Raw genomic sequence first — 26,222 nt, forward strand, 5'->3', positions numbered from 1 at the left:
TCTCGGGCCATTGCCCTGCGGATCGTGTGTTGCCATCTTCGAATCGGTCGGCGTTATGCGCTTGACTTGAATCAATGAACTTGGGCATCGTCGCGCCAGCCCCCGCCCAATGCCGCATACAACGCCACTGTGTCCTGCAGCCGCTGCGCCGCAGCTTCCAGCCAGGCAATCTGCGCCTGATGCAACTGGCCGTCGGCAATGAGAATCTGCAGGTAATCCACGGTCCCCGCCCGATAGTCGGCTCGCAGCAACTGCAGCGCTTCCTGTGCCGCTGTCAGCGCGCGCGATTGCGCGTCGAGCGCGAGCGCGTCGTAGTCGAGCGCATAGAGCACGTCCGCGACCTGCGCGAAGGCCGAAAGCACGGTTTGACGATATTGCGCGCGCGAGGCCGCGTAAGCCTCTTCGGCGGCCTTGCGTCCATACCAAAGCGTCCCGCCCTGAAAGAGCGGTGCGGCCACGTCTGCCGCAAGACTCCATGACTGCCCCATGCGCTGTGCGATCGATGCGGGGGACGCACCCGAGAGTCCACCCTCGGCAGAAAGCGTGATGTTCGGCAACATAGCCGCCGTCGCCACACCGATCTGCGCGCTCGCCGCATGCAGAAGCGCTTCGGCCTGCATCACGTCGGGCCGCTGGCGTACGAGTTGCGACGGCACGGTTTGCGGCAGCTCCGCTGGGAGAGTGACATCCCGCAAGGAGAGCCCAGGCGCGACCCATTGGGCAGGGAGTGCGCCTGTGAGCGAGGCCAACAGGTCGCCTGCCTGAGCGCGCTTTTGTTCCAGCACCGGCAAGGTGGCCTCCAGCGTGGCCTGCTCGTTCTGCAGCGTGAGCACCGCCGCATACGCGGCCGTTCCAGCACGCGCGCGTTCGTCGGCGATGTGCACCTGCTCGCTAACGAGGCCGATCATCTCTTGCGTCGCGTCGATCTCGTCGCACCACGCCGCACGCGCAATCATCGTGTTGACCACGTTCGATGCGATGGTCAGCAAGGCCGCCTCCAGCGCGTAGCGCTGCGCATCGCGCTCGGCTGCGAGGCCTTCCACATAACGTCGGTTGCCGCCCCACAGGTCAATGGCATAGCTGATCGAGGCAGAAAACGTGAAAAGATTGAAGACGGAGGGTGCCGCCTGCGAGCCCACGTGCAGCGGGGAATAGCGTTCGCGCGACGCGCCCGCTTCAGCATTGACCTGAGGATAAAAGACGCCCGCCCCCGCGCGCAGCAGGTCGTCGGCACGGCGCAGCGAGGCTTGCGCCTGTGCGAGCGTTGCGTTGTCGGTGAGCGCGTCGTCGACTGCGGTGTCGATGGCAGCGCTGCCGAACTGCGTCCACCAGTCGTCGCGCACGCTTACCTCAGCGCGCAGGGTCTGTGACGCTCCGGCCGCCGAGAAGGTGGTGGAACCGCCGCCCGGCAGGAACGTGTCGACTTTCGGCGCCGGCGGCCGGGAAAAATCCGGTCCGACGGCGCAACCCGCGAGCGACGCCGCGCAAAACAACGCGCGCAGGCAGACCGACAGCGTGGCGACGACGCGATGCGTTCGCCGACCTGCGCAATCGTGGTGGCCGCGCGTTCGCGCGGGCATCCTGTCAGCGAGCGGAGATATAGACATCGACGATCTGCCCAGGATAGAGATGGAGCCCCGCTTTCGGCACCACGCGAAAGATGACTGGCAGCACGCGCAAGTCCACGCGTTCGGTGCGCTGGTCCGAGAGTTCGATCTTCGGCGTGACATAGGGCTGGATACGCTCGAATTGAAGATCGGCGTCAATGCTCGCCCCGCGTACCGACATGCGCGCCTTGAGCCGTGCAGGCTCCGGCAGCCGGGATATCAGGATCTCGTCCACGTAGCACCGCACCGCGAGTTGCTCCGGTGCGGTGCCGAGCACGATTGCAGGAGCCATGCCCTGCGTGTAGGTGTCGTAGACGCCCTGTTGCGAAAGGTAGGAGCCCTGCGCCGTGTTCACTGCGAGCACCACCCCGTCGGCCGGCGCGCGCAACGTGTAATGGGCGAGCAGCGCCTCGGCGGAGGCGGCGGCCTTGCGAAGCGCCTCGACCTGGCCTTGCTGGTTGCGCACGTCGTATACCCATGCGCCCGCACGCGTGAGGCGATCCTGCCGCGTCACCACTTCCAGATTCGCGCGCGCCACCCGAACTCCGTTCTCCGCGTTGTCGAGCACGTCGCGGCTCACGGCTTTGGGGTCGATGTTCCAGGCCTCCTTCTGCTTCGCATAGGTATCCTCAGCCATCTTGAGGTTGGCCTGCGCCGAGCTCACCTGGGCGTCCGCGACATCGCGCGTTTCTGGGCGCGGCTGCGCCTGTAGTTCCTCGAGCAGCGCCTGCGCGGCGTCGGCCTGTGCGGCGAGCTGCTGGGCGTTGGCGCGCTGCACGGAATCGTCGATCGTCAGCAGCACGTCGCCAGCCTTTACGCGCTCGCCGTCGTGCACGTAGAGCCGCGTGACGGCGCCTCCGACGTCCGGGTAGATGTTGACGTTCGCGCCGGCAGGCTGGTCGCTTTCCACGATGCCTGTTGCGTACACGCCGTGTTCGTAGGGGTTGGCCGCCGGCTGGAACACCGGCGGCTGCGGCGCCTGCTGGACGCCGAAAACCCATGCGGCAACGACGCTCGCAATGAACCCCGCAATCGCGGCGGCGAACAGGATGCGATGCTTCATCGCGCGCCTCCTGTGTCGATGCCTTTGAGTTTGCCGTCCTCCATATGCAGGATGCGATCGGCGTATTCGAAAATGCGGCTGTCGTGCGTGACGATCACGATGCACCGGCGCGCATTGAGCACCTGGTGCTTCACGAACTCGATGATGGTCCGGCCCGTGTCGCCGTCGAGCGAAGCGGTAGGCTCGTCGAGCACGAGAATGTCGGGCTGGCTCACGATCGCGCGCGCGATCGCCACGCGCTGCTGCTCGCCGCCCGAGAGCTTCACGGGTGGCAGCGCCGCGCGGCCGGCGAGGCCCACCACTTCCAGATAGCGCGCGGCTTCAGTCAGTGCTTCGTCCCACGGGCGGCGCTTGAGAATGAGCGGAATCGCCACGTTCTCCGCCGTCGTGAGACGCGGAAACAGGTGATAGTCCTGAAACACGAAGCCGATGCGGTTGAGCCGGAAGTCGGCCAGCCCGTCGTCGGGCTGCGCCCAGAGGTCCACACCGTCGATCGAGACTGATCCGCCATCGGGCCTCAGAATGCCGGAGATCACACTGAGCAGCGTGGTCTTGCCACTGCCCGACGGGCCGACGATGAGGACCATTTCACCAAAGTGCGCCTGCATGGAAACGCCTTGCAGCGCCTGAGTGCGCGCCGCCCCCTCGCCGAACCATTTGTCGAGCGCGCGTGCCTCGATGGCGATCGAATCCGTCATCGCATCAACCCCGGAAGATATCGAACGGCTCGATGCGCAGCACGCGGCGCACGCCGAGATAGCTCGATAGCGAGGCGATCACCACCACCATGGCGAATGCCAGGACAAGGTTGCCATACGTGATCATCGCCGCGTAGTCGCGGATACGCAGTCGCGCGAGTGTGATGGAGGCGGCACACAGGCCCACGCCCAGCCCATAGCCTGTGAGCGAGGTGAACGCCGCCTGAAACAGGATCATCGCAACGAGTTCCCGGCGCTTTGCGCCGATTGCCTTGAGCGCGCCGAATTTTTCGAGGTTTTCGAGGATGAAGGTGTAGAACGTCTGACCCGAAATCGACAGTCCGACGATGAAGCTGATTACGGTCATCAGCAGAATATTGGTGCCAAGACTCGTCTCGTACTTGTAAAAGTTGGCGATGCGCTGCATGAACTCCTCTTTCGTATAGGCGATATAGCCGAGTGAGGCCACGATGGCCTTGATGTGCGCGATATCGCGCTCCGATTTCGGCTCGACGAGGATGTACGACGTGGTGTAGCGCGTGGAAGGGATGTACTGGATGGCCCGGCTGTATGTGGTGTAGAGCGTAGGCGTGCCGAAGAGCCCGCTGCTCGCTACTGTCGCAATGCCGACAACGACGGCACGATGGTCGTTCAGCTCGAAGTCAGTGCCCGGCGCGGGGCTGCCCAACTTGTAGAACTCGGCGTCTTGCACGGCGATAAAGCCGTTCTCCGCGTAAATATCTTCGATGCGCCCACGCTTCATGCGCGGCCAGCCATAGAGCGTGGTGTCGTCGAGACCAATGACCGTTGTGGCCTGGTAAGTGCCGTCGCGCAGTTTGACGAGCGCCGCGCCCGAATACAGCGGTACGGCGTACTTCACCCCGTCGATGCTGCGCACGGCGTCGAGCACGTAGTCGGGCATACCGATGCTGCTGGCGATCGTCTGCACAGCGGGGTCCATGACCCAGATCTTCGCGCCGACGTTGATGACCGTGGACGACGAACGATTGAGAATGCCGGCGAACATCGACATCATCTCGACCATCAGGAACACGGCGAACGTAATGCCGATCAGGAGCGCCGTGAATTTGGCACTGTCGTTGACGAGCAGCTTGAACGCGAGGCGCAGGATACCCGGCATGACGAACCGTTTAGCCATGATTGAGCGGCCCTGGGTTGAAGATGATGACTGGCCATGCCACACCGACTGCGATTGTGGCCGTGAGCCGATTCTCGGGCACGGCGGTCGAGTCCTTTTGACGTGCGTCAAATGAACGAAGCACGCCGGGAGGACTAATAGAAGCGCTAGCCGGTTTCGATCCCCCGGAGGAGACGCTGCCATGTCGTACAAAACCGTACTCACCTACCTCGACTCCAGCGATCGCGCTCAGGCGCGGCTGGGCTTTTCGCTCGAACTGGCCAGGCAATTCGACGCGCTTCTCATCGGGCTTTACACAACATTCCTGCCTGAGGCCCGGGAATATTTTTCAATCGCCGGCAGCGCTCACTATTACGACGCCTGGTGCGACGCGCGGCGTGGCCAGCGAGACGCGGCTGAGGAGGCCTTTCGTCATGCGCTGCGCGGCGACGGCCTGGACGGCGAATGGATCGCATTCGACGACTATGCCGAACAGCCCATGATCCGGCGCAGCCGTCACGCCGATCTGCTGATCGCCGGTCAGGCGGGCCCCAATGACAATTCACGGGCGTTGCGCAAGTGCTTTCTGGAAGCCGTGGTGCTGACTTCGGGCAGGCCTGTGCTGGTTTTGCCCTATGCCGGAGCCCTGCGGCCAGCAGGTAAGTCGATCGCTATCGCGTGGGACGGCAGTCGCGAAGCTGCCCGCGCCGTGCACGACGCCATGCCGTTTCTGATGGGTGCCGGACGTGTGACGGTGCTGCGCATCCGCACTGGCGATACACAACGGCTCGCGGCGCTGGGTGCCCGAGGCAGGGAGATCGACCTTATGCTGGCAAGGCACGCGGTCAACGTCGATTTTGCGGAGGTGATCAGCGATACCGACGAAACAGCCGCTGACGCCCTGCTTTCCTGGGTTGCTTCGAACGGCTGCGACTTCGTCGTTGCGGGGGCCTACAGTCATCCGCAGTGGAAAGAGCAATGGCTTGGCGGGGTGACGCGCGCCCTGCTCGAATCGGCGACCATTCCGGTGCTGATGTCACATTGAAGCAAGCGCGCCCGCGGCCCCGCCGAGGGCATCAGGTCGCGGCGGGCTTACGGGCTTCACTGTTGCCGCGTCACACCACCTCCTGCGTGCTGACGTAGAGTCGCTCCACCTCTTGCGCGTCGCACAGCGCCGTGCCGCTCGATAGCAAGGTCGCGGAGGCCGCCGCCTGTGCTAGACGTGCGGCGTCCCGCAGGGTGTCGCCGCGGCGCAGCGCGATCAGCAGCCCCGCGAGGAAGCTGTCGCCAGCGCCGGTTGCGCTTGATACGGTCACGGTCAGCGCTGGCACGCGAATCGTTTCGTCTGACGTGACGAGCAGCGCGCCGCGTTCCCCCAGCGTCAACGCAACGATCTGCGCGCGACCGCTATCGACGAGTTGCCGCGCAGCGGACAGCCATGCGGCCTCATCGGCGAGAGGTTGCTCCGCCAGAGCCGCAAGTTCGGCAAGGCTGGGCTTCACGAGATAGACGCCCGCGTCGAGTGCAAGCGCGAGCGGCAGCCCCGAGGTGTCGAGCACCACGCGGATGCCACGCAGGTTCGCCCAGCGGGTCAGGTCGGCATATGCCTTGTGGGGCAGTCCTGGCGGCAGGCTGCCGCTCAGCACGAGATAGCGCGGCGCGGGCGTAAGCGCATCGAGAGCGGCTAACGTCGCCGACCACTCATCGGCGCTGACTTGCGGCCCTGGTAGGACGAAACGGAATTCGTGGCCCGTCGAGCGTTCCGTGACGGAAAAGTTTTCGCGCGTCTCGCCTGCGATGCGTAGCCGTCGACCTGGGACACGTTCCGCTGTGAGCATCTGTTCGAGCAGACTCCCCGAAGTGCCCCCCGCTAGGTACAGCGCGAGACAGTTCGTCTCGCGGCCGTCGAGCCGCTGGATCACGCGGGCGACATTGAGACCGCCGCCTCCCGGATAACGGCGCGCGGCGTCGCAACGCAGCTTGTGCGTATCGACGACCCGCTCCACTGCCGTCGATACGTCGACGGCAGGGTTCAGCGTAAGTGTCAGGATCTCAACCACCTTCCCCCCTTCGTAGGCGTTTGCCTACACACCAAGTAAATTGCTTACGCCAGTTTCAGCGGCCGCTCATTGGAACGCGTCCGGCGGCGTTACATACTGGAGACGTACCACCGCAGCCGCTTGACTCCATCCGTTGCCAGGAGTGTTGACATGTCCACCGTCGAAATCCGCACGCCGATCGCCGCAACGCGCCCGAACGCCAGCGCCACCGACGATCCCGAAACCTTGCTCGCGCTCGCCCGTACCGCCGGCTTGCTCGTCACGCTCGACGGTCAGATAGGCCGCGAGAAGTATCAAAGCGTGGCGGGCTCGCTGCATGCGTTCCAGCGCTTCGCTGCCGCGCTGCGCGACGCCCTTGTGGCGGCCGGCGCGCCCTGAGTTCGGCGCGCATAGCCCGCCACCTCGCGATCCAGGGCGCGCAAATCGCACGTGCCCTACTCCATGTGCATGCCGCCATTGACGGCAAAATTTGCGCCTGTTACGAATGCGCCGTCGTCTGAGCACAGGTACGCAACCAGCGACGCCACCTCCTCCGGCCGGCCAAGGCGCCCGACGGGAATTTGCGGCAGGATGCGCGTATCCATGACCTCCTGAGGCACCGCTTCCACCATGGCGGTAGCGAGATAGCCTGGCGACACCGTGTTCACAGTGATACCGCGTTTCGCAACTTCGAGCGCGAGCGACATCGTAAATCCATGAATGCCGGCCTTTGCCGCCGAGTAGTTCGTCTGCCCGAAGGCCCCACGCGAACCATTCACGGAACCAATGTTCACGATGCGGCCGAACCGCCGTTCGTACATGCCTGGCAGGAAAGGCTTCGTCAGATTGAACATGCTGTCGAGATCCGTGTGCATCACGGCGTCCCACTCGGGCTTGGAAAGTTTCATGAAGCTCGCGTCGCGGGTAATGCCCGCGTTGTTGACGAGCACATCAACGCCGCCGAACTCCGCGATCACCTTTCGCGCGCCCTCCTCGCATGAGTCGTAGCTGGCAACATCGAGCCCGAATGCATGAAATGTGCGTCCTGCTTCGCGTTCGCCGTGCAGCCACGTCACCACGTGGTCATTCTGTTCCGAATGGGAAACGACCACGGTCATGCCAGCGTCGTACAGTTTCCGGCTAATGGCGGCGCCGAGCCCTCCCATTCCGCCGCTCACAAAGGCAATCCGGTCCTTGCGCATCATGCTTCTCCTCGCAGATGGGTGATCGGCCGCGGATCGGCACGATCGAGATGTCGCTCCACTATAAAAAGGCGCAGTCGCTCGCGATTGATGTGCATCAATCGGAGGCCTGCGCAGCGGAAGCCATCCGTATCCGCGAGGGTTTGACTCAAATCAATTGCGACTCCCTGGCCGAACCTAGACTGATCCCACGCCACTCTGGTTCGCGGTTTTCTCAATCGTGGAGCGCCGATCATGGAGTACCGCAGCATCCTTGTTCATCTGGACGGCAGCGAGCGCGCGAGCGCATGCATCGATCTTGCATTGCTTGTTGCGCGGCAGCACGGCGCCCACGTCAATGCGCTATTCGCACCAGTCACGATTGACCATGAAAGCGCATGGTCGATCACGCTCGATTCGGGGTATCGCTTCCGGACCCGGGAAGACAAGCGCCGAGCGCTCGAACATCAGTTCCTCAACGGACTCTCGCAGGCGAACCTCAAAGGCACCTGGCGTACTGCCACGCATCACGCCCAGCATGAGTTGCTCGCCCTCTCGCCGTTTGCGGATCTCATCGTGGTGGGCCAAAGCGATCCAAACGATCCTGACGCATCACCCAGAAGCCGCCTGCAGATCCAGGTGACGCTTGCAGCGGGACGGCCGGTGCTATGGGTGCCCTATGTCGGGACGTTTCCCACTGTGGGCGAACGGATCGTCGTTGCGTGGGACGCAGGTCAATCGGCCACGCGCGCGCTGTACGACGCGCTGCCCTTCATGCGGCTGGCCGCGCATACCACGGTCGTCACCCTTAACGCCGAGCGGGAAGGCCGCATACCAGGCGCCGACATTGCACTCGTCCTCGCGCGCCACGGCATTGACGTGGAAGTTACCCATTTGCACACGCCCCCCACGGTGTCGATTCCCGATGCCCTTCTCTCGCGCGTGGGCAAAGTCGGCAGCGACCTGCTCGTGATGGGGGCATACGGTCACGCGCGCTGGAAGGAGCTCGTGCTCGGCGGCGTCACGCAGACCGTGCTCGGGTCAATGCCGATCCCGGTTTTGATGTCGCATTGAGCGTATCGTGCGCCTGCGTTGCCCGGCGCATTCGCTCAGGTTCAAGGAAAAATCGCCATGTGCTACAAGAGCCTGCTCGTTCATCTGGACGACTCGGAACAGTGCGCGGTGCGCCTTGCGCTCGCGCTCGACCTGGCGGAACGCTTCGATGCGCATCTGACCGGACTGTACGTGTCGCATGCGCACCGGGAAACCTCCGAAGCCGCGCCAACGCCAGAGGCGCGCCTTGCGCGAACGCATGAACGCTTTCTCCTCGCTGCGGAGCGTGCGGGCCGCATTGCCGAGTGGCGCGCGCCGCAGCCTTGCGACGCCGCGATCGCGACACTGCACGCTCGCCATGCCGACCTGCTCGTGCTGGGGCAGCCAGAAGCCGCGGCTTGGGTCGCTCAAAGCACAGGCGGCTTCGTCGCGGATCTGTTGATGACCGCCGGACGACCGGCCGTCGTGGTTCCCTATTCCGGCGCCTTCACGGAATTCGCGCAAAACATTCTGGTCGCCTGGGACGGCAGCCGTGAGGCGGCGCGCGCCGTATCCGACGCGTTTCCGTTATTACAGCGTGCCCAGTCCGTCTCGATCGAAGTCGTCTCCTCGCACCGTGGCGCGCAGCGCGCGCGCGCCGAGAGCGAAGCCATCGAGGCAGCCGCATGGCTCGATCTGCACGGCGTGCAGGCGTCGTTTCACGAAAGTGCGAAGGATCCCGGGGTCCTGACCGGAGCGACGCTGCTCAGCCGCGCCAGCGACCTGCACGCTGACCTGATCGTGGCAGGCGCTTATGCGCATTCCCGGGTTCATGAAAGTGTTCTCGGCGGCGTGACGCGCACATTGCTGGAAGCGATGACGGTTCCGGTCCTCATGTCCCATTGAATCCATCTGGCGCGCAGCACCTTTAAAGAGGCGGGAATTCACCATGCTCGACCATCCACACGACCCTGCCGCCAGCGCCACACCGCTCGACAAGCTCGACGACTACGCGTTGCGTTACGCCGTGCGCCACGCCACGCTCGCCCCCTCGAGCCACAACAGCCAGCCGTGGCGATTCGTCCCCAGCCACGACCGGATCCTGCTGTGCGCCGACCGTCTGCGGGCGCTGCCCGTTGTCGATCCGTTCGATCGGGAACTGATCATCAGTTGCGGCGCGGCGCTCTTCAATCTGCGCGTGGCGCTCGCGAGCTTAGGCATTGGCTATGCGATCACGCTCTTTCCAACGAGCCTCGATCCCGACCTGCTCGCCGATGTGCGCCTGCTTCGTGAGCGGCCCGTCGGCGCGGAGCTGGCTCCGCTCGTCAGTGCAATTTCCCTGAGGGTCACCACACGTCAACCGTTTTCGCCGGCGCCGGTCTCGGCAGCCGTCGAACACGAACTGGTCGAAGCGGCCCGCGCGGAGGGTGTCGAAGTTGCCTGCGCAACCGAAGCCAGAACGCGCGAGGCAATCGCCGATCTCGTCGCCGAAGCCGACCACCGGCAGTTCGCCGATCCGAGGTTTCGCCGCGAACTGGCGAAATGGATCCACCCGCGCCACACTGGCGACGGCATGCCGGCCTATGCGGCCGGACTGGGTTCCCTGCTCGACTTCGCAACACCGCTCGTCGCCTCCGCGATACGCACATTCGACGTGGGTGGCGGGGTGGCGGCGACCCACCGGCAGCTCGCGGCAGGATCGCCCCTGTTGCTGTGCATCGCGACGAGCGTCGACGACGCGCAGGCGTGGCTCGCCGCCGGCGAGGCGCTCGAGAGGGTGCTGCTTGTGCTGACTTCGCACGGCCTGTGCGCGTCCTATCTGAATCAGCCCATCGAGGTGGTCGAACTCCGCGCGCAGCTCAGTGCGCTCCTCGGCATGCCGAAAGCCGCGTGTCCGCAGCTTCTGCTGCGCATCGGGCACGGTACGCCGGATGCACCGTCACCGCGCCGGCCGCTCAGCGAGGTCGTGGCGTAAGCGTCAACACGTACAAGACCGCGGGAAACCCGCGGCGTGCGGTCTGTCAGGCTACAGCAAGCAATTTGCCTTACCATGCGCCCTATCGGCGTGACACGCCTGGCACACCAGGATGCGCACGATACCTGGAGATTCGGCCAATCTTCCGGAGCGCTACATGCAAACGGCAGAGCCCAAGTCCTGGCTTGCACGCAACGAGAGCGATATTGCGATCGTCGACCGGTATCGTCTCCTGATCGACGCTGTACGCGACTACGCCATTTTCATGCTCGACCCAGGCGGACGCGTTGCGAGCTGGAATCCGGGCGCGCAACGCATCAAAGGCTATTCGTCAGATGAAATAGTCGGTCAGCACTTCTCCGTGTTCTACACACCGGACGATATCGCCTCAGGCAAGCCCTCGCGCCTGCTGGAGGCTGCGGCGCTTTACGGGCGCATTGAGGACGAGGGCTGGCGGGTACGCAAGGACGGTAGCCGCTTCTGGGCGAACGTCGTCATCACCGCTGTGCACGACGACCAGGATGTGCTTGTCGGTTTCGCCAAGATTACGCGGGACATGACCGAGCGGCGCAGGCTCGAAGAACTCGAGCGCGCTCATGCGGCGTCGGCGCTCACCCAGCAGGCGCGCGAGAATGAGCAGAAGCGCATCGCCCGCGAACTGCACGACGATCTCGGACAGCGGATCGCAGCACTGAAGATGGCGCTCACCCTCCACGGGACCGAACTCGCGCATGCATTGCCGACGCAAATGCACGGTGAACTGGAGGCCATCGCACAGATCGGCACGCAGATCGACGCGCTTGCTGTAGCGGTCCGGCGCATTGCCGCCGACCTGCGTCCCGCCATGCTCGACGATCTCGGGCTGCAGGCCGCGCTGGAATGGTTGGCAGAGGACTTTCAGAGCCGCTACGGCGTGACGATCCAGTGTCAACTGGCTATCTCGGAGCCTGATCTTGGCGAATTCGCGGCAACGGCCCTCTTTCGCGTCGTTCAGGAAGCGCTGACGAATGTCGCGCGCCATGCTCACGCGCACCGTGTGACTATCGAGCTTGAGAACGACGCGAAAGATTGCAGGCTTCGCGTCAGCGACGACGGCGTCGGCTTCGACCCGCTTGCGGCGGCACGTCCTGATGCATTCGGGCTCATGGGCATGCGCGAACGTATTTTGCAGCTCGGCGGCTTGCTGACGGTTGAGAGCCGTCCTGGCACGGGCGTCACGATTTCGGCGGAGCTTCGCTTGCCGCTGGACATTCATTCGGCGCTCACTGGCGCTGCACGCTAGCAAACATCCCCATTCGCTCATCTGACGCCACTCACTTCGCGAACGAATTCGAGCTGCGCCTGCTCGAGCTGTTCGGCGCAGCGCGCGTAGAGCCATCCGGGCCCGTTGTCGGTGCTGTACATGCCGCGGCACAAGCCCTTGAGCCTGATTGTCGTGGTCCCGTCCTCCGCCATCTGCCGCACCGCCCAGAAGTAGGCAATGCCGAATTCATGCGGCACGCGTGTCTCGATCGTTTCGTCGGTCGCACGTTCGATAGGCGTGGGGGAGTGCCGCTGGACGAAGCGCTGGGTACGGTTCCAGGCCTCTGCGCAGTCTTCGGGCGTGGCGCACTTGATCGCGCTCTGCTCTCGCCGAGCTTCCAGTTCGGTCTCCGAACGACGAAACGCAACATTTTCGTCGTGGTGCATGTCGCTGTACGTGGTACAGGCCGAAAGCGGTGCGATCAACAGCACCAGACCAAGCGCCCAGCCAAAGGACAACCTGCTCGACATTTTTCGCCCCCGTCCGAGAACCGGCCCGCGACTGCGGGCCACCCATTCACTCCAATGTATGAATCGCCCCGCGTGCTTCGATTGATCTGCCTCAAGGAGAGGCGAAGCCCGTTCCTCTGATGCAAGTCAAAGCTGCCGAGCTGGCACGCGCTCCAATCGATGTCAGGCGCGCACGTGGCGCGTGAAGCGAGGAGAGCATGATGAAGCTGACGTTTCTGGGCGCGGCACAGACGGTCACCGGGTCGCGCTACCTGCTGGAGGCGGCGGGCAAGCGGGTGCTGATCGATTGCGGGCTCTTCCAGGGCACCAAAAACCTGCGCCTGCGCAACTGGGATCCACTGCCCTTTCCAGCCGACTCGCTCGACGCAGTGATCCTCACGCACGCCCATATCGACCACTGCGGCTACCTGCCAGTCCTCGCGCGCAACGGCTATCGCGGCCCCGTCTATTGCACGCCCGGAACAGCGGACCTGTGCGGCATCATGCTGCGCGACAGCGCACGTTTGCAGGAGGAAGACGCGGCGTTTGCGAACCGCCACGGCTTCTCCAAACACCATCCCGCCCTTCCGCTCTACACCCTGGAGGACGCCGAACAGGCATTGCGGCTCATCGCGCCGCGCCCGTTCGACGAGCCCGTTGCGCTCGGCGAGCAATTGACGTTTCGGCTGCTGCCAGCTGGCCATATCCTAGGCGCGGCGAGCGTCGTGCTGTGCAACGGGCATACGGTGCTTGCGTTTTCCGGCGACCTCGGGCGCCCCGACGATCCCATCGTTCGCGCGCCATCGCCGCCTGTGCATGCGGACTACCTGGTGGTCGAATCGACCTACGGCGACCGGTTGCACGACGCGCTCAACCCCGAGGACGAACTTGCCGAGATGTTCGCGCGCACTTTCGCGCGTGGCGGCATCGTGGTGATGCCCTGCTTCGCCGTGGGACGCGCGCAGGAAGTTCTTTACTACATCGCGCGATTGAAACAGTCCGGGCGCATGGCCAATGTCCCGGTCTACCTCGACAGCCCGATGGCAATCAGCGTGACCGAGCTTTACCGAGGTCACATGGGTGACCATCGGCTGACGGTGTCGCAGTTGCACGCCATCGATCATGCGGCGTTCATGGCTCGAACCGTGGAGGAATCGAAGGCCATTGCCGGTCGCCACGGCCCGATGGTCATCATTGCCGGCAGCGGCATGGCGACGGGAGGTCGGGTATTGCATCATCTGAATCTGTACGCTTCCGACCCGCGCAACACGATCGCGCTCGTCGGCTACCAGGCCCCCGGCACGCGCGGCGCGGCGCTCGAGGCCCACGCGCCCGCCATCAAGCTGCACGGCGACTACGTGCGCGTGCGCGCCGAGATTTCCTCGATCACCTCTCTCTCCGCACATAGCGATTACCGGGAGACCCTGCGCTGGCTGGCCAGCATGACGTGCCCGCCCATTCGCACGTTCGTCACGCACGGCGATCCCGCGGCGGCCGACGCCTTGCGTCGGCGCATCGTCGAGACGCTCCATTGGGATTGCTGCGTGCCGGAATACGGTCAGTCGGTTGAACTCGCCGAGGAATCCGTGCGAACCCACCCCTGCCCGCCGTGCCCACCGGATGCACTGGCGTGCGCACCGGGGGCAGGCGCGGCGCCCTGAAAGGCTTCCGGAAGACGGCACTGGGCACTGCACGCCCTGCGGGTGCTGGCAGGACAAGTGCCAAACTTTTTGGGACACTGTTCCAGGTGGCTCATAAAATGGGCATACATCCCTCGTGGCACGGGATACCGGTGTCCCTCCCACTGGAGTCGGTACTACCTATGCGAATGGCCTACGCATCGATTTCGCGCAAGCGTCGCGCCCCGGACAGACGTCATGGGCTCCGGCGCTGACCCGCGTATGCGCGCCGGACAAGGCGCCCATCTGCCAATTGCCGCCCGCCTGCGCGATCCAGCCGTCTCGGCGGTACTGGCGTTCGTCGTGGCCTTTGCGCTGGCTGGCGTGATCGCAACGTTCGTTACGCGGCAGTGGCAAGCGGCGGCGGAACAGCGGTTCACACGGCGCGCAGTGGCGTTGCAGACAACGCTCAGGCAGGCGCTGATTGCCGACGAGGCCATAGTGCGCGGCGCCCGCGCTTCGCTCTCGCAAACGCCTGACCCCGATGCGGCGGCGTGGAAACGCTTCGTTTCAGCGATCGATCTGGACAACTCCCGTTCGGCGATTACCGCACTGGGTTACGTCACCCCGCACGCAAACCCGACGGCAAGCGCGGCCGACAGCGCAGGAGTCACGACGCAATGGGCCGGGCTGAGCGCCACCGTGCCCGAAGAAGCGCTCGTGGAGACCTCAGCGACGCGTGCCGCGCGCAGCTACGCCGCCGAAACCGGCACCGCCGCGCTCGCGGCGGTGCCGGGGGTGGCCGGTGCGCCTGCGCTCCTCACGCTCTGGCTGCCCGTGTACGAGACGGCGCCCAATGCACAAAACAATGCTCAGAAGGTGATTGGCTTCGCGGTCGCCTTGCTGGACGCACGGCGGCTGTTTGCGCCGCTCGCCGCCGCCGATCCCGGACTTGCGATTAGCGCCCGGATTGGATCGCCGCCTTTGGATCTCTACACGAGTGAGCGCGGCGAAGAAGACGAGGTGATGCCCGGCATGCGGTTCCAGCGCAGCGATTCCTTCCTGTTTGGCGGCGCGACGCTCGCACTCGACGTCAGCGCCGACGCCAGCCCTCTGCTCACGGGTGCAGCTGCGTGCACCACGGCCATTCTGCTCGCCGGTGCGCTCGGCGCCGCCGCGCTCGCGTTTCTCACGCAACGCCTCATGCGCGCGAACCTGGTGCCCAAGCGGGTCGCGGGCGACGCGCGGCTCAACGAAGCGCGCATGATGGGGATCATCCGCTCGTCGATGGAGGCGATCGTCACTGTCGACGAAACCCAGCGCGTGGTGATCTTCAATCCAGCCGCCGAACAGGTGTTTGGCCTGTCCGCCATGGAGGCGATCGGCTCACCGCTTTCGCGCTTTATTCCCGAGCGGTTTCGGGCTGCACACGCGCAGCATGTCGAACAGTTTGGCGAGACCGGCGTCACCGAGCGCCAGATGGGCCGTCCGCAACGTGTGCTCCACGGGCTGCGCACTAACGGCGAGGAGTTTCCCATCGAAGCATCGATTTCGCAGATCCGTGACGACTCAGGCAAGCTTTTCACGGTCATGTTGCGCGACATCACCGAACGCGTGCGCGCGGAGGAAGCGCTCAAGCGTTCGCGCGAAGAGCTCCGCGAGCTATCGGCCAATCTCCAGAACGTGCGCGAGGCCGAAAAAACACGCATTGCGCGCGAGCTGCACGATGATCTCGGCCAGCAGCTCACCGCGCTCAAGATTGATCTCTCCACGCTCGAGCGCAGGCTCGGGGAGGACAACGCCACCGACGTCCCCGCGCGCATCGCCGGCATGCGCAACCTGATCGATGCGACGGTGGCGGCCCTGCGGCGTATCGCGGCCGACCTGCGGCCGGTCATGCTCGACGACCTCGGCCTCGTGCCGGCCATCGAGTGGCTGGCAAACGACTTCACGAGCCGTTACGGTATTGCCGTCGAGCATGATCTGGACGCCGACGCCACGATGTTTTCAAACGCCGCTTCCTCTGCACTCTTTCGTATCGTTCAGGAAGCCCTGACCAATGTCGCCCGCCATGCCGAAGCGAGCCTGGTCGAGATTACACTCAAGGTGGACGGCCCAATCTGCGTCCTGCGCATCGCAGACGACGGGCTTGGTGCGACCGGCGACCCAGCCGATCCCACCGGCCCGCAGCGCAACGCCTTGCGGGACAAGTCGTTCGGCCTGCTTGGCATTCGCGAGCGCGCCCGCATGCTCGACGGCACCGTTCTAATCGACACAGCGCCCGACAAGGGTTTTGCCATGACGATCACGTTCGCACTCCATGCTCTCCTGCCCGAAGAGGCCGCTTCATGATCAAGGTGATCATCGCCGACGACCATGCGCTTATGCGCGACGGTCTGCGCCGCATACTGGAAAGCGCGCGCGACACCCAGTTCGAAGTCATAGGGGAAAGTTGCGACAGCGCGACCACACTCGCGCTCGTGCGTGAGCGCGCAGCCCAGGTCCTGGTGCTCGACCTCTCGATGCCGGGACGCAGCGGCGTGGATCTCGTCAAGCAGATCAAGGACGAAAAACCCGAATTGCGCATTCTCGTGCTGACCATGCATGCGGAGCAGCAATACGCAGTGCGCGCCTTCAAGGCGGGGGCTTCGGGTTATCTCACCAAGGAATGCGCCAGCACGGAGCTGGTCACCGCCGTGACGAAGATTGCTTCCGGTGGAGTCTACATCAGCATGACGCTGGCCGAGCGCTTCGCGCAGAGCCTGAACGAGCCCGCCGACACGCTTCCCCACCAGCGGCTTTCCGACCGCGAGTTCGAGGTATTCCGGCGTATCGCGGCCGGCCAGACGATTACCCAAATAGCGCAAGAGCTTTGCGTGAGCGCGAAGACCGTCAGCACCTACAAGGTGCGCATCCTCGAAAAGATGCAGATGCCGCACGAAGCCGCGCTCGTGCGCTACGCGATGCGGCACAAGCTCGTCGACGATCCCGACGAAGCCTGACGCTCGGCCTGACGCTGGGGTGTCGCGGCCGATTGCCGCATGACTGTAGGAATCGCCCTACACGTCTTCCGTTCCGCGTACGTCAATTTCCATCGCCGCCGATATTTTTTTGAGGCGGCGTTGCCAATACTGGCTACATGAAAGCCAGTCCTGTCCGTCAGCGCCTGCAGGTCTTCCTCGTCGAGGATGCGACTGCGGTGCGCAGGAAAATCGCCGAGGCGTTGTCGGCTATTCCGGATGTGAGCGTGATTGGCGAAGCCGAGGATTCGGCTAGCGCCCTGACCGGCATCGCGCAAAGCGGTGCCGACGTCGCGGTGGTCGATGTGAGGCTCGCGAGCGGCAGCGGCATCGAATTGCTCTCCCTGCTTGCTCTCGAGCAACCCTCGGTCGTGACGGTCGTGTTGACGAATCACTCCGGCGCACCGTTTCGCGCAGCCTGCCAACGAGCGGGAGCCCATTTTTTCTTCGACAAGACGTCCGAGTTCGAAGCCGCCTGCGAAGCCATTGAAGCGTTAGTGAAACAGCGCGTCACACCCGCGCGCTGAACTGGAGACGATCATGTACGCCGAGCCCGACTGCGAAACCTCACTATCTACGCCGCCGTCCGCGAGCTGGCACGCGGTGCCGCTGCAGCCAGCCGTTCGCGAGGCCGCGCCGCGCCAGCCGGCTACGCGCTGCTCGACCTGTTCGCTGCGCGCGGTCTGCATGCCGCCGGACCTCACGTCGACCGAACTCCAGCAACTCGACGCTGTGGTTCTCACCACGCGCAATGTGCGCCGCGGCGAAACGCTGTTTCGTGCGCGCGACGCCTTTCAGAGCCTCTATGCCGTACGCACCGGATCGTTCAAGACGGTCGTCATGCATCGGGACGGGCGCGAGCAGGTCACGGGCTTCCAGATTCCGGGCGAGCCGCTCGGGCTCGACGGCGTTTGCTCCGGCACACACAGCTGCGACGCCATCGCACTCGAAGACAGCACGGTTTGCATCATGCCGTTCGGTCAGCTCGAAGCGTTCTGCCGCGAGAGCCGGCGCATGCAGCGCCATCTCTACCAGCTCATGAGCGGCGAGATCGTGCGCGAATCCAGCCTGATGATGCTGCTCGGCACGATGACCGCCGAACAGCGCCTCGCCACGTTTCTGCTCGATCTCGCGGCGCGCTTCCAGGCGCGCGGCTACTCCGGCGCGCAATTCAACCTGAAGATGAGCAGGGAGGAAATCGGCTGTTTCCTCGGCATGAAGCTCGAAACGGTGAGCCGGATGTTCTCGCGCTTTCAGCGCGAAGGCCTCGTCGAACCGAACGGCAAGCAGATTCGCATCGTCGACGTCGAGGGACTCGCGCGCGTGTGACGCAAGGTGTGGTGCACGAATCGCGGCGTTGGGACCGCTCACTGGTGTTGGCGCAGTAAGCCTCATCGCTGATGCGTATGTTTTTGCGGCGCCTGGTACCCGGCGCCGCTTTTTTTCATGACATCCTGACGCAAACACCTGTAAGCGGAATCCGCTGGCGATTGACACATATCAACGGGATAAAGGGCGCCGATGACACCATGAATCTGGCCGGCGGTCTTCCGGCCACACTCGAGGAGAGATTCAATGCCACGCATTCCCATGCCTGTTGCTTGCGTCCCGGTGAATCCGTCTTTCTACCGCCGCGCGAGCGTGACCCTGTTTTACGCCGCAGCGGTGTGCGCTGCCGCGTTGTATACCGTTGCTGCGCACGCACAGGTCGTCGAACCCACCGAACTCGTCGATCAGCAGCACTGCATGTTCTGCCACACGTCAGATGCGCCATTTCTCGCGCCGTCGTTTCACCAGATTGCCGAACGTTACCGCGACAAGCCGAATGCCAACGTCATGCTTGAAGACAAGCTCAGGCATGGCGGTAAAGCACATTGGGGCGATATGGCCATGCCCCTGCCCGCAGACCGCGGCGGCCCGCTATCGGGCGAGGACGCGCATACGCTCGTTCAGTGGGTACTGAGCCAGTAACTGCACAACGGTTCTAAAGGAGTGCCTCCATGCGCGTCACAGTCCATCTCGACAGTTTCGAGCAGTTCGACCCTTCTGCTTACGCGATCATCTGGATCGACACGGAGGAGAGGAAATGGTCCCGCGAAGGTCATGCGGGCGTGACGCTGCCCGAATGGGGGCAATGCTGCTCATCCCCGCGCGGCACGAGCCTGCTGGCGTGCGAAGACCAGCGCGAGGTTTGCCTGCTCGAAGCGCTGGACCTTGGAGCGAGCGACGGTCCATTCGAAGGCGAAGGTGGCGCCGCACACTTGCATGCGGGCACGAGCGCCGGGCCGCTCGAAGCACGCTGGCGCGTGCAATGTATTGACGAGAGCGTGCCCGATCCCGAAGATGGCCTTTTCGCCGACGAAGCCTGATGGTGCTTCCCTCGCAGGCGTCGCGTTGATCAGTGATCGCGGCGCGATGCACCGCCTGGGTAAACGACACGTGCGGGCGCGGCTGAATTGAGTTGGCGCTCGGCCGCGTCGAATGCCGCGCGCATGGCGGCCACTGGGTCGTCACCCTCGCAATGGTCGAGCGGCGCGAGTTCCCTCGCAGTTGAAACGAGGTCGAGACGAACGTCATAGGCCGGCTGGCAGATTCCGCGCTGCAAGGGGTGCATCCGCTCGATCGCGAGATGACAACCTGCCAGCACGCCGCTGAACCGCTCGAGGCGCAGCAACTGAATGCCCGCCTCCGCCTCGAGGGCAGATGAACCGGCGAAACCCAGATAAACGATTTGCATCCCGAGTCCCATCACCGCGCCCCTTCAAAAAACAGCATTGTCGCTGCCCGATGGCTCGTTCACGCCACCAGCCAGGTCTGACTACAGTTCGAACGCGTGGCGGATTTTCAGGTCGATCCACACCATGCCTTCGCGCAGCCCTTCGAGCACCGCCTCTCGTTCGGTTTCGAACACACGATGATGCGTGAATGCGTGGGAGAAGCGCTGCATTTGCGGACCATGCATAACGCTCACTTCGCAGTGAAAACCGCCGTGCGGATCCGGCGACGTGATGGCCTGGACGCTCCAGGCGTCCGAATCGACATGGCCGGTAAGTGACATGATTGCGTTCTCCTTGAGACGTGAGGGTAAGCGACTGGACCTGCGATTGATTTCAGAATAAGACCGGGCAGCCTGCGGCAGTTGATGCACGTCAACCTGACTCGCGCCGCTCACCGCGCTGCGATACCGAGGGCGTGCGTCGCCAGCGCCTGTTTCGTTGCGCGACTCGCCGGCGCCGCAACGAAAACCGGGCAGCCAGCGTCGCGCAGGGCATGTGACGCCACGCTGCCGGGCAACGCCTGCGCGCGCACGCGCCGCCCTTGCAAGCCGATAACGAGAAGATCCGCGCGCCAGCCACGCACCTCGCGCAGAATCGTGCTGGCGACGTCGTCGAATTCGTCGTACGTCGCCAGCGCCGCAAGCGATACCCGGGTGCCGCAGGACGCAACGAGCGCTTCGGCACGGGCAAGCGTACTGGCGCGGTCGTCCTCGAACAGATGGTCGAGTCCTCGCCCTGCCACACGGAGTGTGCGTTCCACGACGTAGATCACGCGCAATTCCACCTCGGTCGGCAGGCATCCAACTGCGAGTTGAAGCGCGGCATAGGCGCTCGCGCTTCCGTCGACCGCAATCAACGCGCGAGCAAGCGGAGGTTCGTCCAGCGCAAGTAATTGCGACGGCACATAGAGCAACGTGCGCCTCGTCGCGTACGCGACTTCCTCGGGGTCGAGCCTGCAGGCCCAGTGTTGCCCGCGGTGATGCGCGGCGAGTGCTACCAGATCGGCGTCGAAAGCGTCGGCAGCGCGCGCAAGGGCGACCGGCGCTTTGGTATGCAGCACCGAGAGATCAAGGAGTTGGACGTCCGGTTCGCGCCGCTCGAATGCCAATGCATTCGACGCGTCGCGCAAGTCGAGTTCTGCGTGACGGACCATGGCCGCGTGGGTCCCGGCACGGCCCGGCAGCCCCAGCTCGAGCGAGGGAAACAGGGCGGCGGGATCGGCGACGAGTTCGACGAGCCTGATCGGCGCATCGCGACTTGCAAGGCGGCTGGCAAACGCCGCAAGCGGAGCGAGACCGCCCCCGCCCTCGGCAGTGGCAATGAGGCGCTGGAAGGGTTTCGAGCGGAGTTCCATGAACGTATCCAGTTCAGCCGGACGACAACCATCGCGGCACAATGCGTGGCCGCGTCCTGGGTCTGCAGTCACGTCAGCATCAACGTTGTCGAGCCTTGCGGCACGAGGAGTAGCGGCAGCACCGTGCGCTGCGCGACTTCGGCAGCGACGCTTGCGTAACGCCACCGGCCACCTTCATGGCCGCCACGCGTGCCGAGCACCAGCAGATCCGCGTGCCACTGCAATGCCGCCTGAATGATCGCGTGCGCCGTTGACTCGCCTTCGTGCCCAGCTTCGAGGATGACTGCGTCGAAGTCCTCGGGATGCTGTGCCGCCGCCGGGTCACACGCGAGATAACCCACGCGCACTGGCGTACCCGGCGCGGCCAGCCTTGCCGCTTCACGCACGGCGCAAGCCGATGCCGCGCTTGCATCGCTCGCCACGAAAACGCGGCCGGGTGGGACCGAGCAGTGGCGCGCGGTGGGTGTGGGCAGCATCAGCACCGGGGAGGCCGTTTCGCCCGCGAGCGCTACCGGATTGGCCGGTGCCCCGATCGTCAAGTCGGCTTTCCAGAGGCGCACTGCGCGCGCCAGTGCTTCATTGCGCGCCGCGCTGTCAGGCCCGGTACCGAGGAATTCACAGTCCGCCTCGATTCCGCGTAGCACCAGCAGTTCGCGAGCGGTTTCGAGCGTCGCGGCCAGCGTGATCCGATTGGAGCACTGCTGCGCGGGCCGCTGATCCGAATCCGGCAGCGAGGCCGAAGGGGCAAGACCCGCAAGACGCACGTGCGCGCCATGAGCGGCCCAGCCCGCTACGCATTCGAGCAGCGAGGCTACGCGCTCCATTCCGGTAAACAAGACATAGAGGCGTGAATAGGGCGCAACGTGCTGCATTCCGGCGGCCGTGGCAGTCGATCGTTTCATTATTTGCCCCCTCGTTCATGCTCCCGCTACGCGTTGCGCCGCGAGCAAGCCGGGCTGCACAAACACAAAAAAGGCGCAAAGCGAATGCCCCTGCGCCGTAAAGGCGCGCACCGTGCTGTCATGCACGGATCGACGCGCCCTCTCCCCCGTCTCGACGACGTCAGACGCTCACTGGATCTCCAGCCGCTTCTGTTCAGCGGCCACCTTTTTCGGCAGCGTGAGCGAGAGTACGCCGTCCTGATACTGCGCGGTTGCGCCGCTCTCGTCGATATCACTGGCAAGCGAGAACCTGCGAGCAAAGGAGCCGCTATAACGTTCGCGGCGAATGACTCGCTCGCCTTCCTTCTGCTCGGTCTTGCGCTCGACCTTCGCGTGAATCGCAACCACATTCCCGTCAATTTTTACGTCGATGTCCTTCTTGTCGATGCCCGGCATCTCGGCCTTGACGGTGTAGGCCTTGTCGTTTTCGGTGACGTCGAGCTTGATCGTCGAGAGTTCGCTCTCCTCGGCGGCCAGCGCGCCGCGCATCGGCCGAAACAGCCCCTGGAAGAGGTCCGAAACAGGCTCCATGGAAAACGGGTCATAACGTGTCAGATTGCTCATTGCCTTGCTCCTTTAGGCTTGCGTGGCGCACAACCCTGCGATGAGTCGCGCTGTATTCAATCTAGGCACGGACTGCCGTTTCCGATTGATCTGCCTCAATGTCTCCTTTTTCCGAAATCCGTGGCGTGCCGCGTCTCTATACGAAGAGATGATTGATTCAAATCAAGCGCAATAAGCCCTCCGTTTCTAGACTCGAATCACTTTCTCCGCCCCCAAAGGCGGCGCGACCACCCCGTTCGCTGGAGATCACGATGAGCTACAAGACAATCATGGTGCACATGGATACGAGCGCACGCGCAAGCGCGCGACTCTCGCTTGCGTTGAAGCTGGCCCGCACGTTCGGAGCGCATCTCGATGGACTCTTCGCAGCGTTCGAGCCGCACCCTCGCGAGTTTTACGTGATGGCCGGCACGGCCGACTATTACGACACGCACCGCAAGCTGCGCCGCGAACAACGCGGCGCAATCGAACGCCTCTTTCGCGCCGAACTGTCGCGCGCGCAGGTCGATGGCAGCTGGGTGGCCCCAGAGGGGGACCCGGTCGCGGCGGTCATGCAGCGCAGCCGGACCGCTGACCTCGTGATCCTCGGGCAAACCGATCAGGACGATCCGGAATCCTATATTGCCGAACACTTTCCGGAAGCCGTGCTTCTGGGTGCGGGCGGCCCTGTGCTGTTGATGCCATACACAGGCAGCTTCGAGTCGATCGGCGAACGCGTGCTCGTGGGCTGGAATGGCAGCCGCGAGGCCGCTCGCGCGGTTCACGACGCCTTGCCTTTCATCGCCCGGGCGGCCCACGTGACCATCGTGGCCGCTTCCTCGACCTTCACGCCCGCCGAGTCCCAGGCCTCGTGTGCCGACCTCGCGGCCATGCTTGCGCGCCATGGCGCAACAGCAGTCGATATCACGCGACTCGATCGCGCCGCAACTGAATCCACCGGTGACGCGCTGCTCAGTTACGCGGCCGACGGCGGCTACGATCTGCTCGTGATGGGTGCATACGGACACGCGCGCCTGCAGGAACTCGTCCTCGGCGGCGCCACGCGCTCGATCCTTGCCACGATGACCGTGCCGGTACTCATGTCCCATTGACGAAGCGCCACACGCCTCGCGTCGTTATCAGACGGATACAAACGGAGCCCTTACCATGTACTCGCGCATTCTGGTTGCCCTTGACGGCAGCAAGACCGCCTCTCACGCCCTCGACACCGCCATCAGGCTCGCACTCGAAACCGGGGCGCAACTACAAGCGCTCTATGTGGTCGACCTCCCTGTCATCGCGTACGACGTGCCGGGATACGATCCTTCGATCGTGCGCGACGCCTATATCGAGGAAGGTCGCGTGATTCGTGCCGATGCCGATGCGCGTATGGCGCAGCAAGGCGTGAAAGGCACGTCGCGCTCGATCGAGGTCGAACTGCCTGCGGAAGACGTGGCGCAATGCATCGAGCGGGCCGCGGCTGACTGGCGAGCCGATCTGATCGTCATGGGCACGCATGGGCGCCGCGGCGTGCGCCGCCTCATGCTGGGCAGCGTTGCGGAGCGCGTGCTGCGCTGCGCGCGCTGTCCCGTTTTGCTCGTGCCTGCGCGTACGGCGCCATCCGGGCAGGAAAAGCAGGCAAACGACGCGCGCATTCCGGCGTAAATCATCTCGCGCGGATAGCCACGTCTGCGTGAGCCACGTTTTCCCGACATGGCTCCGGCGGTGCGGTCCATGCCATCCCCGATTTCCCCCTGACTTCCCCTTGCGCAAGAAAGCGAATTCGCCGCGACGCTGGCCGACGAGAGCGAGGCCGACAAAAAGAAACTGGGCCAGTCACGTTGCTGGCCCAGCCTTCCCCACGCCTTAAACCGCCACATTCCTCACATCGGCGTGAACACCACCGGGTAGCCGAGGTGATCCTCGACACCCTTGACGCCCGCCACACGCTCCGCGGAAACGAGTATCGCCTTGCGCTCTTCCTCCGAATTCACGGTGCCCCAGAAGTGGACGATCCCTTCCTTGACGACGACGTTTTCCGCCGCCATAGCCCAGCGATGCCCATCGAGCGCGTGCAACACATTGCGATGGATGGTCTCGTCCGAAGCGAGCCCCGCCTGATCCGGCCGCGCGGCACTCGCCAGCGCGCGTATCAGGTTCGCACGACTGACGATACCCACGAGCTTGCCCTGATCCAGCACGGGCACTCGCTTGATATGAAGGCGTTCGAGCACATCGGCGATCTCGCTGAGCGGCGTGGCAGGCGAAACCGAAACGACATTGTCCGTCATGACGTCTTCCACTTTCGCCGCGTTTTCCTTCAGGTACTCGCCTGCCAGCTTGCGCGTCGAATGGAGGAATTCCCCAAACCAGCTTCGCTGCGGCTTGCCGGTGCCCGTTTCCACGCGATGCAGCAGATCGCTTTCGCTGAGAATGCCGACGACCGCCCCGCCATCGTCAACGACCGGAATGCCGCTGATGTGGTGTTCGGTGAGGAGCGTCGCCGCCTCGAAAATCGACGCATTGGGGCGAACGGTGACGACGTCCGTCGTCATGATGTCTGATGCTTGCATGAGGTCCTCCGTTAAGGGCCAACGCCCCGATGTGACTCAATTTAAAGCTTGCCGGGCTGTGCACTTTGACTTGAATCAAGCGCGCGGCCTGACTTCGAACGGGCTTTCACGGCATCGTCCGATTCCTCGTACATGCGGAAGTAGCCGCTGTGAAGCGTGATCGCCTCCGACTGCGTCGCGTCGATCATGCGAGCCGCCGCTCGTTCGATCGCGTCCCGATGGGCCAGGAATGCCTCGCGCAAATCCGCTTCGCGCAGCGACGCGGCGCCGAAATGATCTTCGAGCGCCTCGGCCGTGATCGCGCATTCGACTTGCAGCTCGCCGGCCGTGGCGGGAAAGGTCAACGTGAGCCGGTTGGCGTCATAGTGCGGCAAGCGATCGGAAAAGATGATGTTCATGCTGGTGCACTCCATCGCATGGGTCGCTCGCGGGCGAGCTAGATCGTGATGTAGCCCTGGAAGCACCATGGCAGCTCCATGTGCAATATCTCTGTCGTGGCGGGCGCGCATGCCATGCAGGAGCCGAAAAAGCCCGGCGCGCCGTCGGCCGAAAACACCGGCACGAACGAAAGCGAGTCGTTGATCGTGACAAGGAAGTCGGGGTTGTAGCATGAGGGCGCAATAATCTTCACCGACTCGAAGAACGCAGCGCCATCCGCATTACGCGCCCATTCTGTCGCTTGCGAAGATGTGGGACTGCGCATCTCGTAGCACGCCGGCAACTCGATGGTCCGGCCGCCGTGGGAAATCCGTTCCGCAGGCCGAAAAACCAGCGTCGCGCCCGGATACGGCAGGCAGCGCGGCGATTGCGGTATCGGCCCTTCGGGCCCGAGGCGCAGGGGCGGCCACGCCGCGAGCGAAAGGCACAGTTCAGGTGTGCGTTGGGCGAAGTAATCCGTGAGCCAGTTCAT

At 64.2% G+C, this 26,222-nt stretch carries 29 protein-coding genes and 1 pseudogene; 15 read left to right on the forward strand and 15 right to left on the reverse strand.

What is annotated here, in order from left to right:
- Positions 1-71: 71 nt before the first annotated feature.
- From U5A57_RS31730 to U5A57_RS31745, 4 genes are read right to left on the reverse strand one after another with little or no spacing between them, the layout of a single operon-like run.
- On the reverse strand, positions 72-1,607 hold the full coding sequence (locus tag U5A57_RS31730; protein WP_321915637.1) for an efflux transporter outer membrane subunit: 1,536 nt from the start codon (positions 1,605-1,607) through the stop codon (positions 72-74).
- Complete coding sequence (locus U5A57_RS31735) at positions 1,585-2,670, reverse strand: HlyD family secretion protein (RefSeq protein ID WP_321915638.1); 1,086 nt, start codon at positions 2,668-2,670, stop codon at positions 1,585-1,587. Before U5A57_RS31735 ends, U5A57_RS31730 begins: the two co-directional genes overlap by 23 nt.
- Complete coding sequence (locus tag U5A57_RS31740; protein WP_321915639.1) at positions 2,667-3,368, reverse strand: ABC transporter ATP-binding protein; 702 nt, start codon at positions 3,366-3,368, stop codon at positions 2,667-2,669. The genes U5A57_RS31735 and U5A57_RS31740 overlap by 4 nt, the downstream gene beginning before the upstream one ends.
- Positions 3,369-3,372: 4 nt before the next feature.
- Positions 3,373-4,509: an ABC transporter permease gene (locus tag U5A57_RS31745; protein ID WP_321915726.1), complete on the reverse strand. Its 1,137-nt coding sequence runs from the start codon at positions 4,507-4,509 to the stop codon at positions 3,373-3,375.
- 199 nt (positions 4,510-4,708) lie between these two features.
- On the opposite strand from U5A57_RS31745, the gene U5A57_RS31750 reads away from it, so the two are divergent.
- Entirely contained in the window at positions 4,709-5,551 is an 843-nt protein-coding gene (locus tag U5A57_RS31750; protein ID WP_321915640.1) for a universal stress protein, read from the forward strand.
- Positions 5,552-5,621: 70 nt separating this feature from the next.
- On the opposite strand, the gene U5A57_RS31755 is transcribed toward U5A57_RS31750, so the two are convergent.
- Complete coding sequence (locus U5A57_RS31755; RefSeq protein ID WP_321915641.1) at positions 5,622-6,566, reverse strand: 1-phosphofructokinase family hexose kinase; 945 nt, start codon at positions 6,564-6,566, stop codon at positions 5,622-5,624.
- Positions 6,567-6,716: 150 nt separating this feature from the next.
- Between U5A57_RS31755 and U5A57_RS31760 the strand changes: the two are divergent.
- Positions 6,717-6,941, forward strand: a pseudogene (locus U5A57_RS31760) (hypothetical protein); the annotation flags it as partial.
- Positions 6,942-7,000: 59 nt separating this feature from the next.
- Here U5A57_RS31760 and U5A57_RS31765 read toward each other — a convergent pair.
- Positions 7,001-7,747, reverse strand: coding sequence for a beta-ketoacyl-ACP reductase (locus U5A57_RS31765; RefSeq protein WP_321915727.1), 747 nt, complete (start codon positions 7,745-7,747; stop codon positions 7,001-7,003).
- A gap of 234 nt (positions 7,748-7,981) precedes the next feature.
- Here U5A57_RS31765 and U5A57_RS31770 point away from each other — a divergent pair, with 234 nt between their 5' ends.
- The 4 genes from U5A57_RS31770 to U5A57_RS31785 all read left to right on the forward strand — a co-directional run bounded on the left by U5A57_RS31770 (position 7,982) and on the right by U5A57_RS31785 (position 12,015).
- The gene (locus U5A57_RS31770; protein WP_321915643.1) at positions 7,982-8,800 is read left to right on the forward strand and encodes a universal stress protein; all 819 of its coding nucleotides are present in this window, start codon (positions 7,982-7,984) and stop codon (positions 8,798-8,800) included.
- Between the two features lie 57 nt (positions 8,801-8,857).
- Positions 8,858-9,664 (forward strand): universal stress protein, encoded by an 807-nt coding sequence (locus U5A57_RS31775; protein ID WP_321915644.1) that lies wholly within the window; start codon positions 8,858-8,860, stop codon positions 9,662-9,664.
- Positions 9,665-9,707: 43 nt separating this feature from the next.
- Entirely contained in the window at positions 9,708-10,733 is a 1,026-nt protein-coding gene (locus U5A57_RS31780; protein WP_321915645.1) for an Acg family FMN-binding oxidoreductase, read from the forward strand.
- Positions 10,734-10,890: 157 nt separating this feature from the next.
- A complete protein-coding gene (locus U5A57_RS31785; protein WP_321915646.1) occupies positions 10,891-12,015 on the forward strand; it encodes a PAS domain-containing sensor histidine kinase in 1,125 nt (374 codons plus the stop codon).
- A gap of 17 nt (positions 12,016-12,032) precedes the next feature.
- Here the strand turns inward: U5A57_RS31785 and U5A57_RS31790 are convergent, their stop codons facing one another.
- A complete protein-coding gene (locus tag U5A57_RS31790) occupies positions 12,033-12,506 on the reverse strand; it encodes a hypothetical protein (RefSeq protein WP_321915647.1) in 474 nt (157 codons plus the stop codon).
- A 200-nt stretch (positions 12,507-12,706) separates the two neighbouring features.
- On the opposite strand from U5A57_RS31790, the gene U5A57_RS31795 reads away from it, so the two are divergent.
- The 7 genes from U5A57_RS31795 (at position 12,707) to U5A57_RS31825 (ending at position 19,493) form a co-directional block, all read left to right on the forward strand.
- On the forward strand, positions 12,707-14,146 hold the full coding sequence (locus tag U5A57_RS31795) for an MBL fold metallo-hydrolase (RefSeq protein ID WP_321915728.1): 1,440 nt from the start codon (positions 12,707-12,709) through the stop codon (positions 14,144-14,146).
- A 216-nt stretch (positions 14,147-14,362) separates the two neighbouring features.
- A complete protein-coding gene (locus tag U5A57_RS31800) occupies positions 14,363-16,456 on the forward strand; it encodes a PAS domain S-box protein (RefSeq protein WP_321915648.1) in 2,094 nt (697 codons plus the stop codon).
- Positions 16,453-17,106: a response regulator transcription factor gene (locus U5A57_RS31805; RefSeq protein ID WP_321915649.1), complete on the forward strand. Its 654-nt coding sequence runs from the start codon at positions 16,453-16,455 to the stop codon at positions 17,104-17,106. The genes U5A57_RS31800 and U5A57_RS31805 overlap by 4 nt, the downstream gene beginning before the upstream one ends.
- A 137-nt stretch (positions 17,107-17,243) precedes the next feature.
- Positions 17,244-17,651, forward strand: a complete 408-nt coding sequence (locus tag U5A57_RS31810; protein ID WP_321915650.1) for a response regulator transcription factor — start codon at positions 17,244-17,246, stop codon at positions 17,649-17,651.
- A 13-nt stretch (positions 17,652-17,664) separates the two neighbouring features.
- Positions 17,665-18,453: a helix-turn-helix domain-containing protein gene (locus tag U5A57_RS31815; RefSeq protein WP_321915651.1), complete on the forward strand. Its 789-nt coding sequence runs from the start codon at positions 17,665-17,667 to the stop codon at positions 18,451-18,453.
- A gap of 246 nt (positions 18,454-18,699) precedes the next feature.
- Positions 18,700-19,095 (forward strand): cytochrome C, encoded by a 396-nt coding sequence (locus tag U5A57_RS31820; RefSeq protein ID WP_321915652.1) that lies wholly within the window; start codon positions 18,700-18,702, stop codon positions 19,093-19,095.
- Positions 19,096-19,124: 29 nt separating this feature from the next.
- Positions 19,125-19,493 (forward strand): DUF3564 family protein, encoded by a 369-nt coding sequence (locus tag U5A57_RS31825; protein WP_321915653.1) that lies wholly within the window; start codon positions 19,125-19,127, stop codon positions 19,491-19,493.
- 29 nt (positions 19,494-19,522) lie between these two features.
- On the opposite strand, the gene U5A57_RS31830 is transcribed toward U5A57_RS31825, so the two are convergent.
- From U5A57_RS31830 to U5A57_RS31850, 5 genes are all read right to left on the reverse strand, one after another.
- Positions 19,523-19,861, reverse strand: a complete 339-nt coding sequence (locus tag U5A57_RS31830; RefSeq protein ID WP_321915654.1) for a hypothetical protein — start codon at positions 19,859-19,861, stop codon at positions 19,523-19,525.
- Between the two features lie 81 nt (positions 19,862-19,942).
- Positions 19,943-20,182, reverse strand: a complete 240-nt coding sequence (locus tag U5A57_RS31835; RefSeq protein ID WP_321915655.1) for a UDP-glucose 4-epimerase — start codon at positions 20,180-20,182, stop codon at positions 19,943-19,945.
- Positions 20,183-20,292: 110 nt separating this feature from the next.
- Complete coding sequence (locus U5A57_RS31840; RefSeq protein WP_321915656.1) at positions 20,293-21,255, reverse strand: universal stress protein; 963 nt, start codon at positions 21,253-21,255, stop codon at positions 20,293-20,295.
- Positions 21,256-21,323: 68 nt separating this feature from the next.
- Positions 21,324-22,157: a universal stress protein gene (locus U5A57_RS31845; RefSeq protein WP_321915657.1), complete on the reverse strand. Its 834-nt coding sequence runs from the start codon at positions 22,155-22,157 to the stop codon at positions 21,324-21,326.
- A 168-nt stretch (positions 22,158-22,325) separates the two neighbouring features.
- Positions 22,326-22,760, reverse strand: coding sequence for an Hsp20/alpha crystallin family protein (locus U5A57_RS31850; protein ID WP_321915658.1), 435 nt, complete (start codon positions 22,758-22,760; stop codon positions 22,326-22,328).
- Between the two features lie 251 nt (positions 22,761-23,011).
- On the opposite strand from U5A57_RS31850, the gene U5A57_RS31855 reads away from it, so the two are divergent.
- Both U5A57_RS31855 and U5A57_RS31860 read left to right on the forward strand, forming a co-directional pair.
- Positions 23,012-23,851: a universal stress protein gene (locus tag U5A57_RS31855; RefSeq protein WP_321915659.1), complete on the forward strand. Its 840-nt coding sequence runs from the start codon at positions 23,012-23,014 to the stop codon at positions 23,849-23,851.
- A 55-nt stretch (positions 23,852-23,906) separates the two neighbouring features.
- Positions 23,907-24,404, forward strand: a complete 498-nt coding sequence (locus tag U5A57_RS31860; protein WP_321915660.1) for a universal stress protein — start codon at positions 23,907-23,909, stop codon at positions 24,402-24,404.
- Between the two features lie 218 nt (positions 24,405-24,622).
- Here U5A57_RS31860 and U5A57_RS31865 read toward each other — a convergent pair whose 3' ends face one another.
- Genes U5A57_RS31865 through U5A57_RS31875 form a run of 3 tightly spaced genes read right to left on the reverse strand, consistent with a single transcriptional unit; the run spans position 24,623 to position 26,222 of the window.
- Positions 24,623-25,312: a CBS domain-containing protein gene (locus U5A57_RS31865; RefSeq protein WP_321915661.1), complete on the reverse strand. Its 690-nt coding sequence runs from the start codon at positions 25,310-25,312 to the stop codon at positions 24,623-24,625.
- A 41-nt stretch (positions 25,313-25,353) separates the two neighbouring features.
- A complete protein-coding gene (locus U5A57_RS31870) occupies positions 25,354-25,710 on the reverse strand; it encodes a DUF1488 domain-containing protein (protein ID WP_321915662.1) in 357 nt (118 codons plus the stop codon).
- 38 nt (positions 25,711-25,748) lie between these two features.
- Entirely contained in the window at positions 25,749-26,222 is a 474-nt protein-coding gene (locus U5A57_RS31875) for a hypothetical protein (RefSeq protein WP_321915663.1), read from the reverse strand.

The sequence above is a fragment of the Paraburkholderia sp. J11-2 genome, assembly GCF_905220185.1.
GTDB lineage: Bacteria > Pseudomonadota > Gammaproteobacteria > Burkholderiales > Burkholderiaceae > Paraburkholderia.

What these genes read in the sequence shown, in the direction of transcription:
- U5A57_RS31805 (WP_321915649.1), top strand. Translation starts at nt 16,453, where the DNA reads ATGATCAAGGTGATCATCGCCGACGACCATGCGCTTATGCGCGACGGT.
- U5A57_RS31870 (WP_321915662.1), bottom strand. Translation starts at nt 25,710, where the DNA reads ATGAACATCATCTTTTCCGATCGCTTGCCGCACTATGACGCCAACCGG.
- U5A57_RS31750 (WP_321915640.1), top strand. Translation starts at nt 4,709, where the DNA reads ATGTCGTACAAAACCGTACTCACCTACCTCGACTCCAGCGATCGCGCT.
- U5A57_RS31790 (WP_321915647.1), bottom strand. Translation starts at nt 12,506, where the DNA reads ATGTCGAGCAGGTTGTCCTTTGGCTGGGCGCTTGGTCTGGTGCTGTTG.
- U5A57_RS31800 (WP_321915648.1), top strand. Translation starts at nt 14,363, where the DNA reads ATGGGCTCCGGCGCTGACCCGCGTATGCGCGCCGGACAAGGCGCCCAT.
- U5A57_RS31795 (WP_321915728.1), top strand. Translation starts at nt 12,707, where the DNA reads ATGAAGCTGACGTTTCTGGGCGCGGCACAGACGGTCACCGGGTCGCGC.
- U5A57_RS31835 (WP_321915655.1), bottom strand. Translation starts at nt 20,182, where the DNA reads ATGTCACTTACCGGCCATGTCGATTCGGACGCCTGGAGCGTCCAGGCC.
- U5A57_RS31875 (WP_321915663.1), bottom strand. Translation starts at nt 26,222, where the DNA reads ATGAACTGGCTCACGGATTACTTCGCCCAACGCACACCTGAACTGTGC.
- U5A57_RS31735 (WP_321915638.1), bottom strand. Translation starts at nt 2,670, where the DNA reads ATGAAGCATCGCATCCTGTTCGCCGCCGCGATTGCGGGGTTCATTGCG.
- U5A57_RS31730 (WP_321915637.1), bottom strand. Translation starts at nt 1,607, where the DNA reads ATGTCTATATCTCCGCTCGCTGACAGGATGCCCGCGCGAACGCGCGGC.
- U5A57_RS31860 (WP_321915660.1), top strand. Translation starts at nt 23,907, where the DNA reads ATGTACTCGCGCATTCTGGTTGCCCTTGACGGCAGCAAGACCGCCTCT.
- U5A57_RS31825 (WP_321915653.1), top strand. Translation starts at nt 19,125, where the DNA reads ATGCGCGTCACAGTCCATCTCGACAGTTTCGAGCAGTTCGACCCTTCT.
- U5A57_RS31865 (WP_321915661.1), bottom strand. Translation starts at nt 25,312, where the DNA reads ATGCAAGCATCAGACATCATGACGACGGACGTCGTCACCGTTCGCCCC.
- U5A57_RS31740 (WP_321915639.1), bottom strand. Translation starts at nt 3,368, where the DNA reads ATGACGGATTCGATCGCCATCGAGGCACGCGCGCTCGACAAATGGTTC.
- U5A57_RS31830 (WP_321915654.1), bottom strand. Translation starts at nt 19,861, where the DNA reads ATGCAAATCGTTTATCTGGGTTTCGCCGGTTCATCTGCCCTCGAGGCG.
- U5A57_RS31765 (WP_321915727.1), bottom strand. Translation starts at nt 7,747, where the DNA reads ATGCGCAAGGACCGGATTGCCTTTGTGAGCGGCGGAATGGGAGGGCTC.
- U5A57_RS31820 (WP_321915652.1), top strand. Translation starts at nt 18,700, where the DNA reads ATGCCACGCATTCCCATGCCTGTTGCTTGCGTCCCGGTGAATCCGTCT.
- U5A57_RS31850 (WP_321915658.1), bottom strand. Translation starts at nt 22,760, where the DNA reads ATGAGCAATCTGACACGTTATGACCCGTTTTCCATGGAGCCTGTTTCG.
- U5A57_RS31775 (WP_321915644.1), top strand. Translation starts at nt 8,858, where the DNA reads ATGTGCTACAAGAGCCTGCTCGTTCATCTGGACGACTCGGAACAGTGC.
- U5A57_RS31810 (WP_321915650.1), top strand. Translation starts at nt 17,244, where the DNA reads ATGAAAGCCAGTCCTGTCCGTCAGCGCCTGCAGGTCTTCCTCGTCGAG.
- U5A57_RS31780 (WP_321915645.1), top strand. Translation starts at nt 9,708, where the DNA reads ATGCTCGACCATCCACACGACCCTGCCGCCAGCGCCACACCGCTCGAC.
- U5A57_RS31785 (WP_321915646.1), top strand. Translation starts at nt 10,891, where the DNA reads ATGCAAACGGCAGAGCCCAAGTCCTGGCTTGCACGCAACGAGAGCGAT.
- U5A57_RS31745 (WP_321915726.1), bottom strand. Translation starts at nt 4,509, where the DNA reads ATGCCGGGTATCCTGCGCCTCGCGTTCAAGCTGCTCGTCAACGACAGT.
- U5A57_RS31815 (WP_321915651.1), top strand. Translation starts at nt 17,665, where the DNA reads ATGTACGCCGAGCCCGACTGCGAAACCTCACTATCTACGCCGCCGTCC.
- U5A57_RS31845 (WP_321915657.1), bottom strand. Translation starts at nt 22,157, where the DNA reads ATGAAACGATCGACTGCCACGGCCGCCGGAATGCAGCACGTTGCGCCC.
- U5A57_RS31770 (WP_321915643.1), top strand. Translation starts at nt 7,982, where the DNA reads ATGGAGTACCGCAGCATCCTTGTTCATCTGGACGGCAGCGAGCGCGCG.
- U5A57_RS31840 (WP_321915656.1), bottom strand. Translation starts at nt 21,255, where the DNA reads ATGGAACTCCGCTCGAAACCCTTCCAGCGCCTCATTGCCACTGCCGAG.
- U5A57_RS31855 (WP_321915659.1), top strand. Translation starts at nt 23,012, where the DNA reads ATGAGCTACAAGACAATCATGGTGCACATGGATACGAGCGCACGCGCA.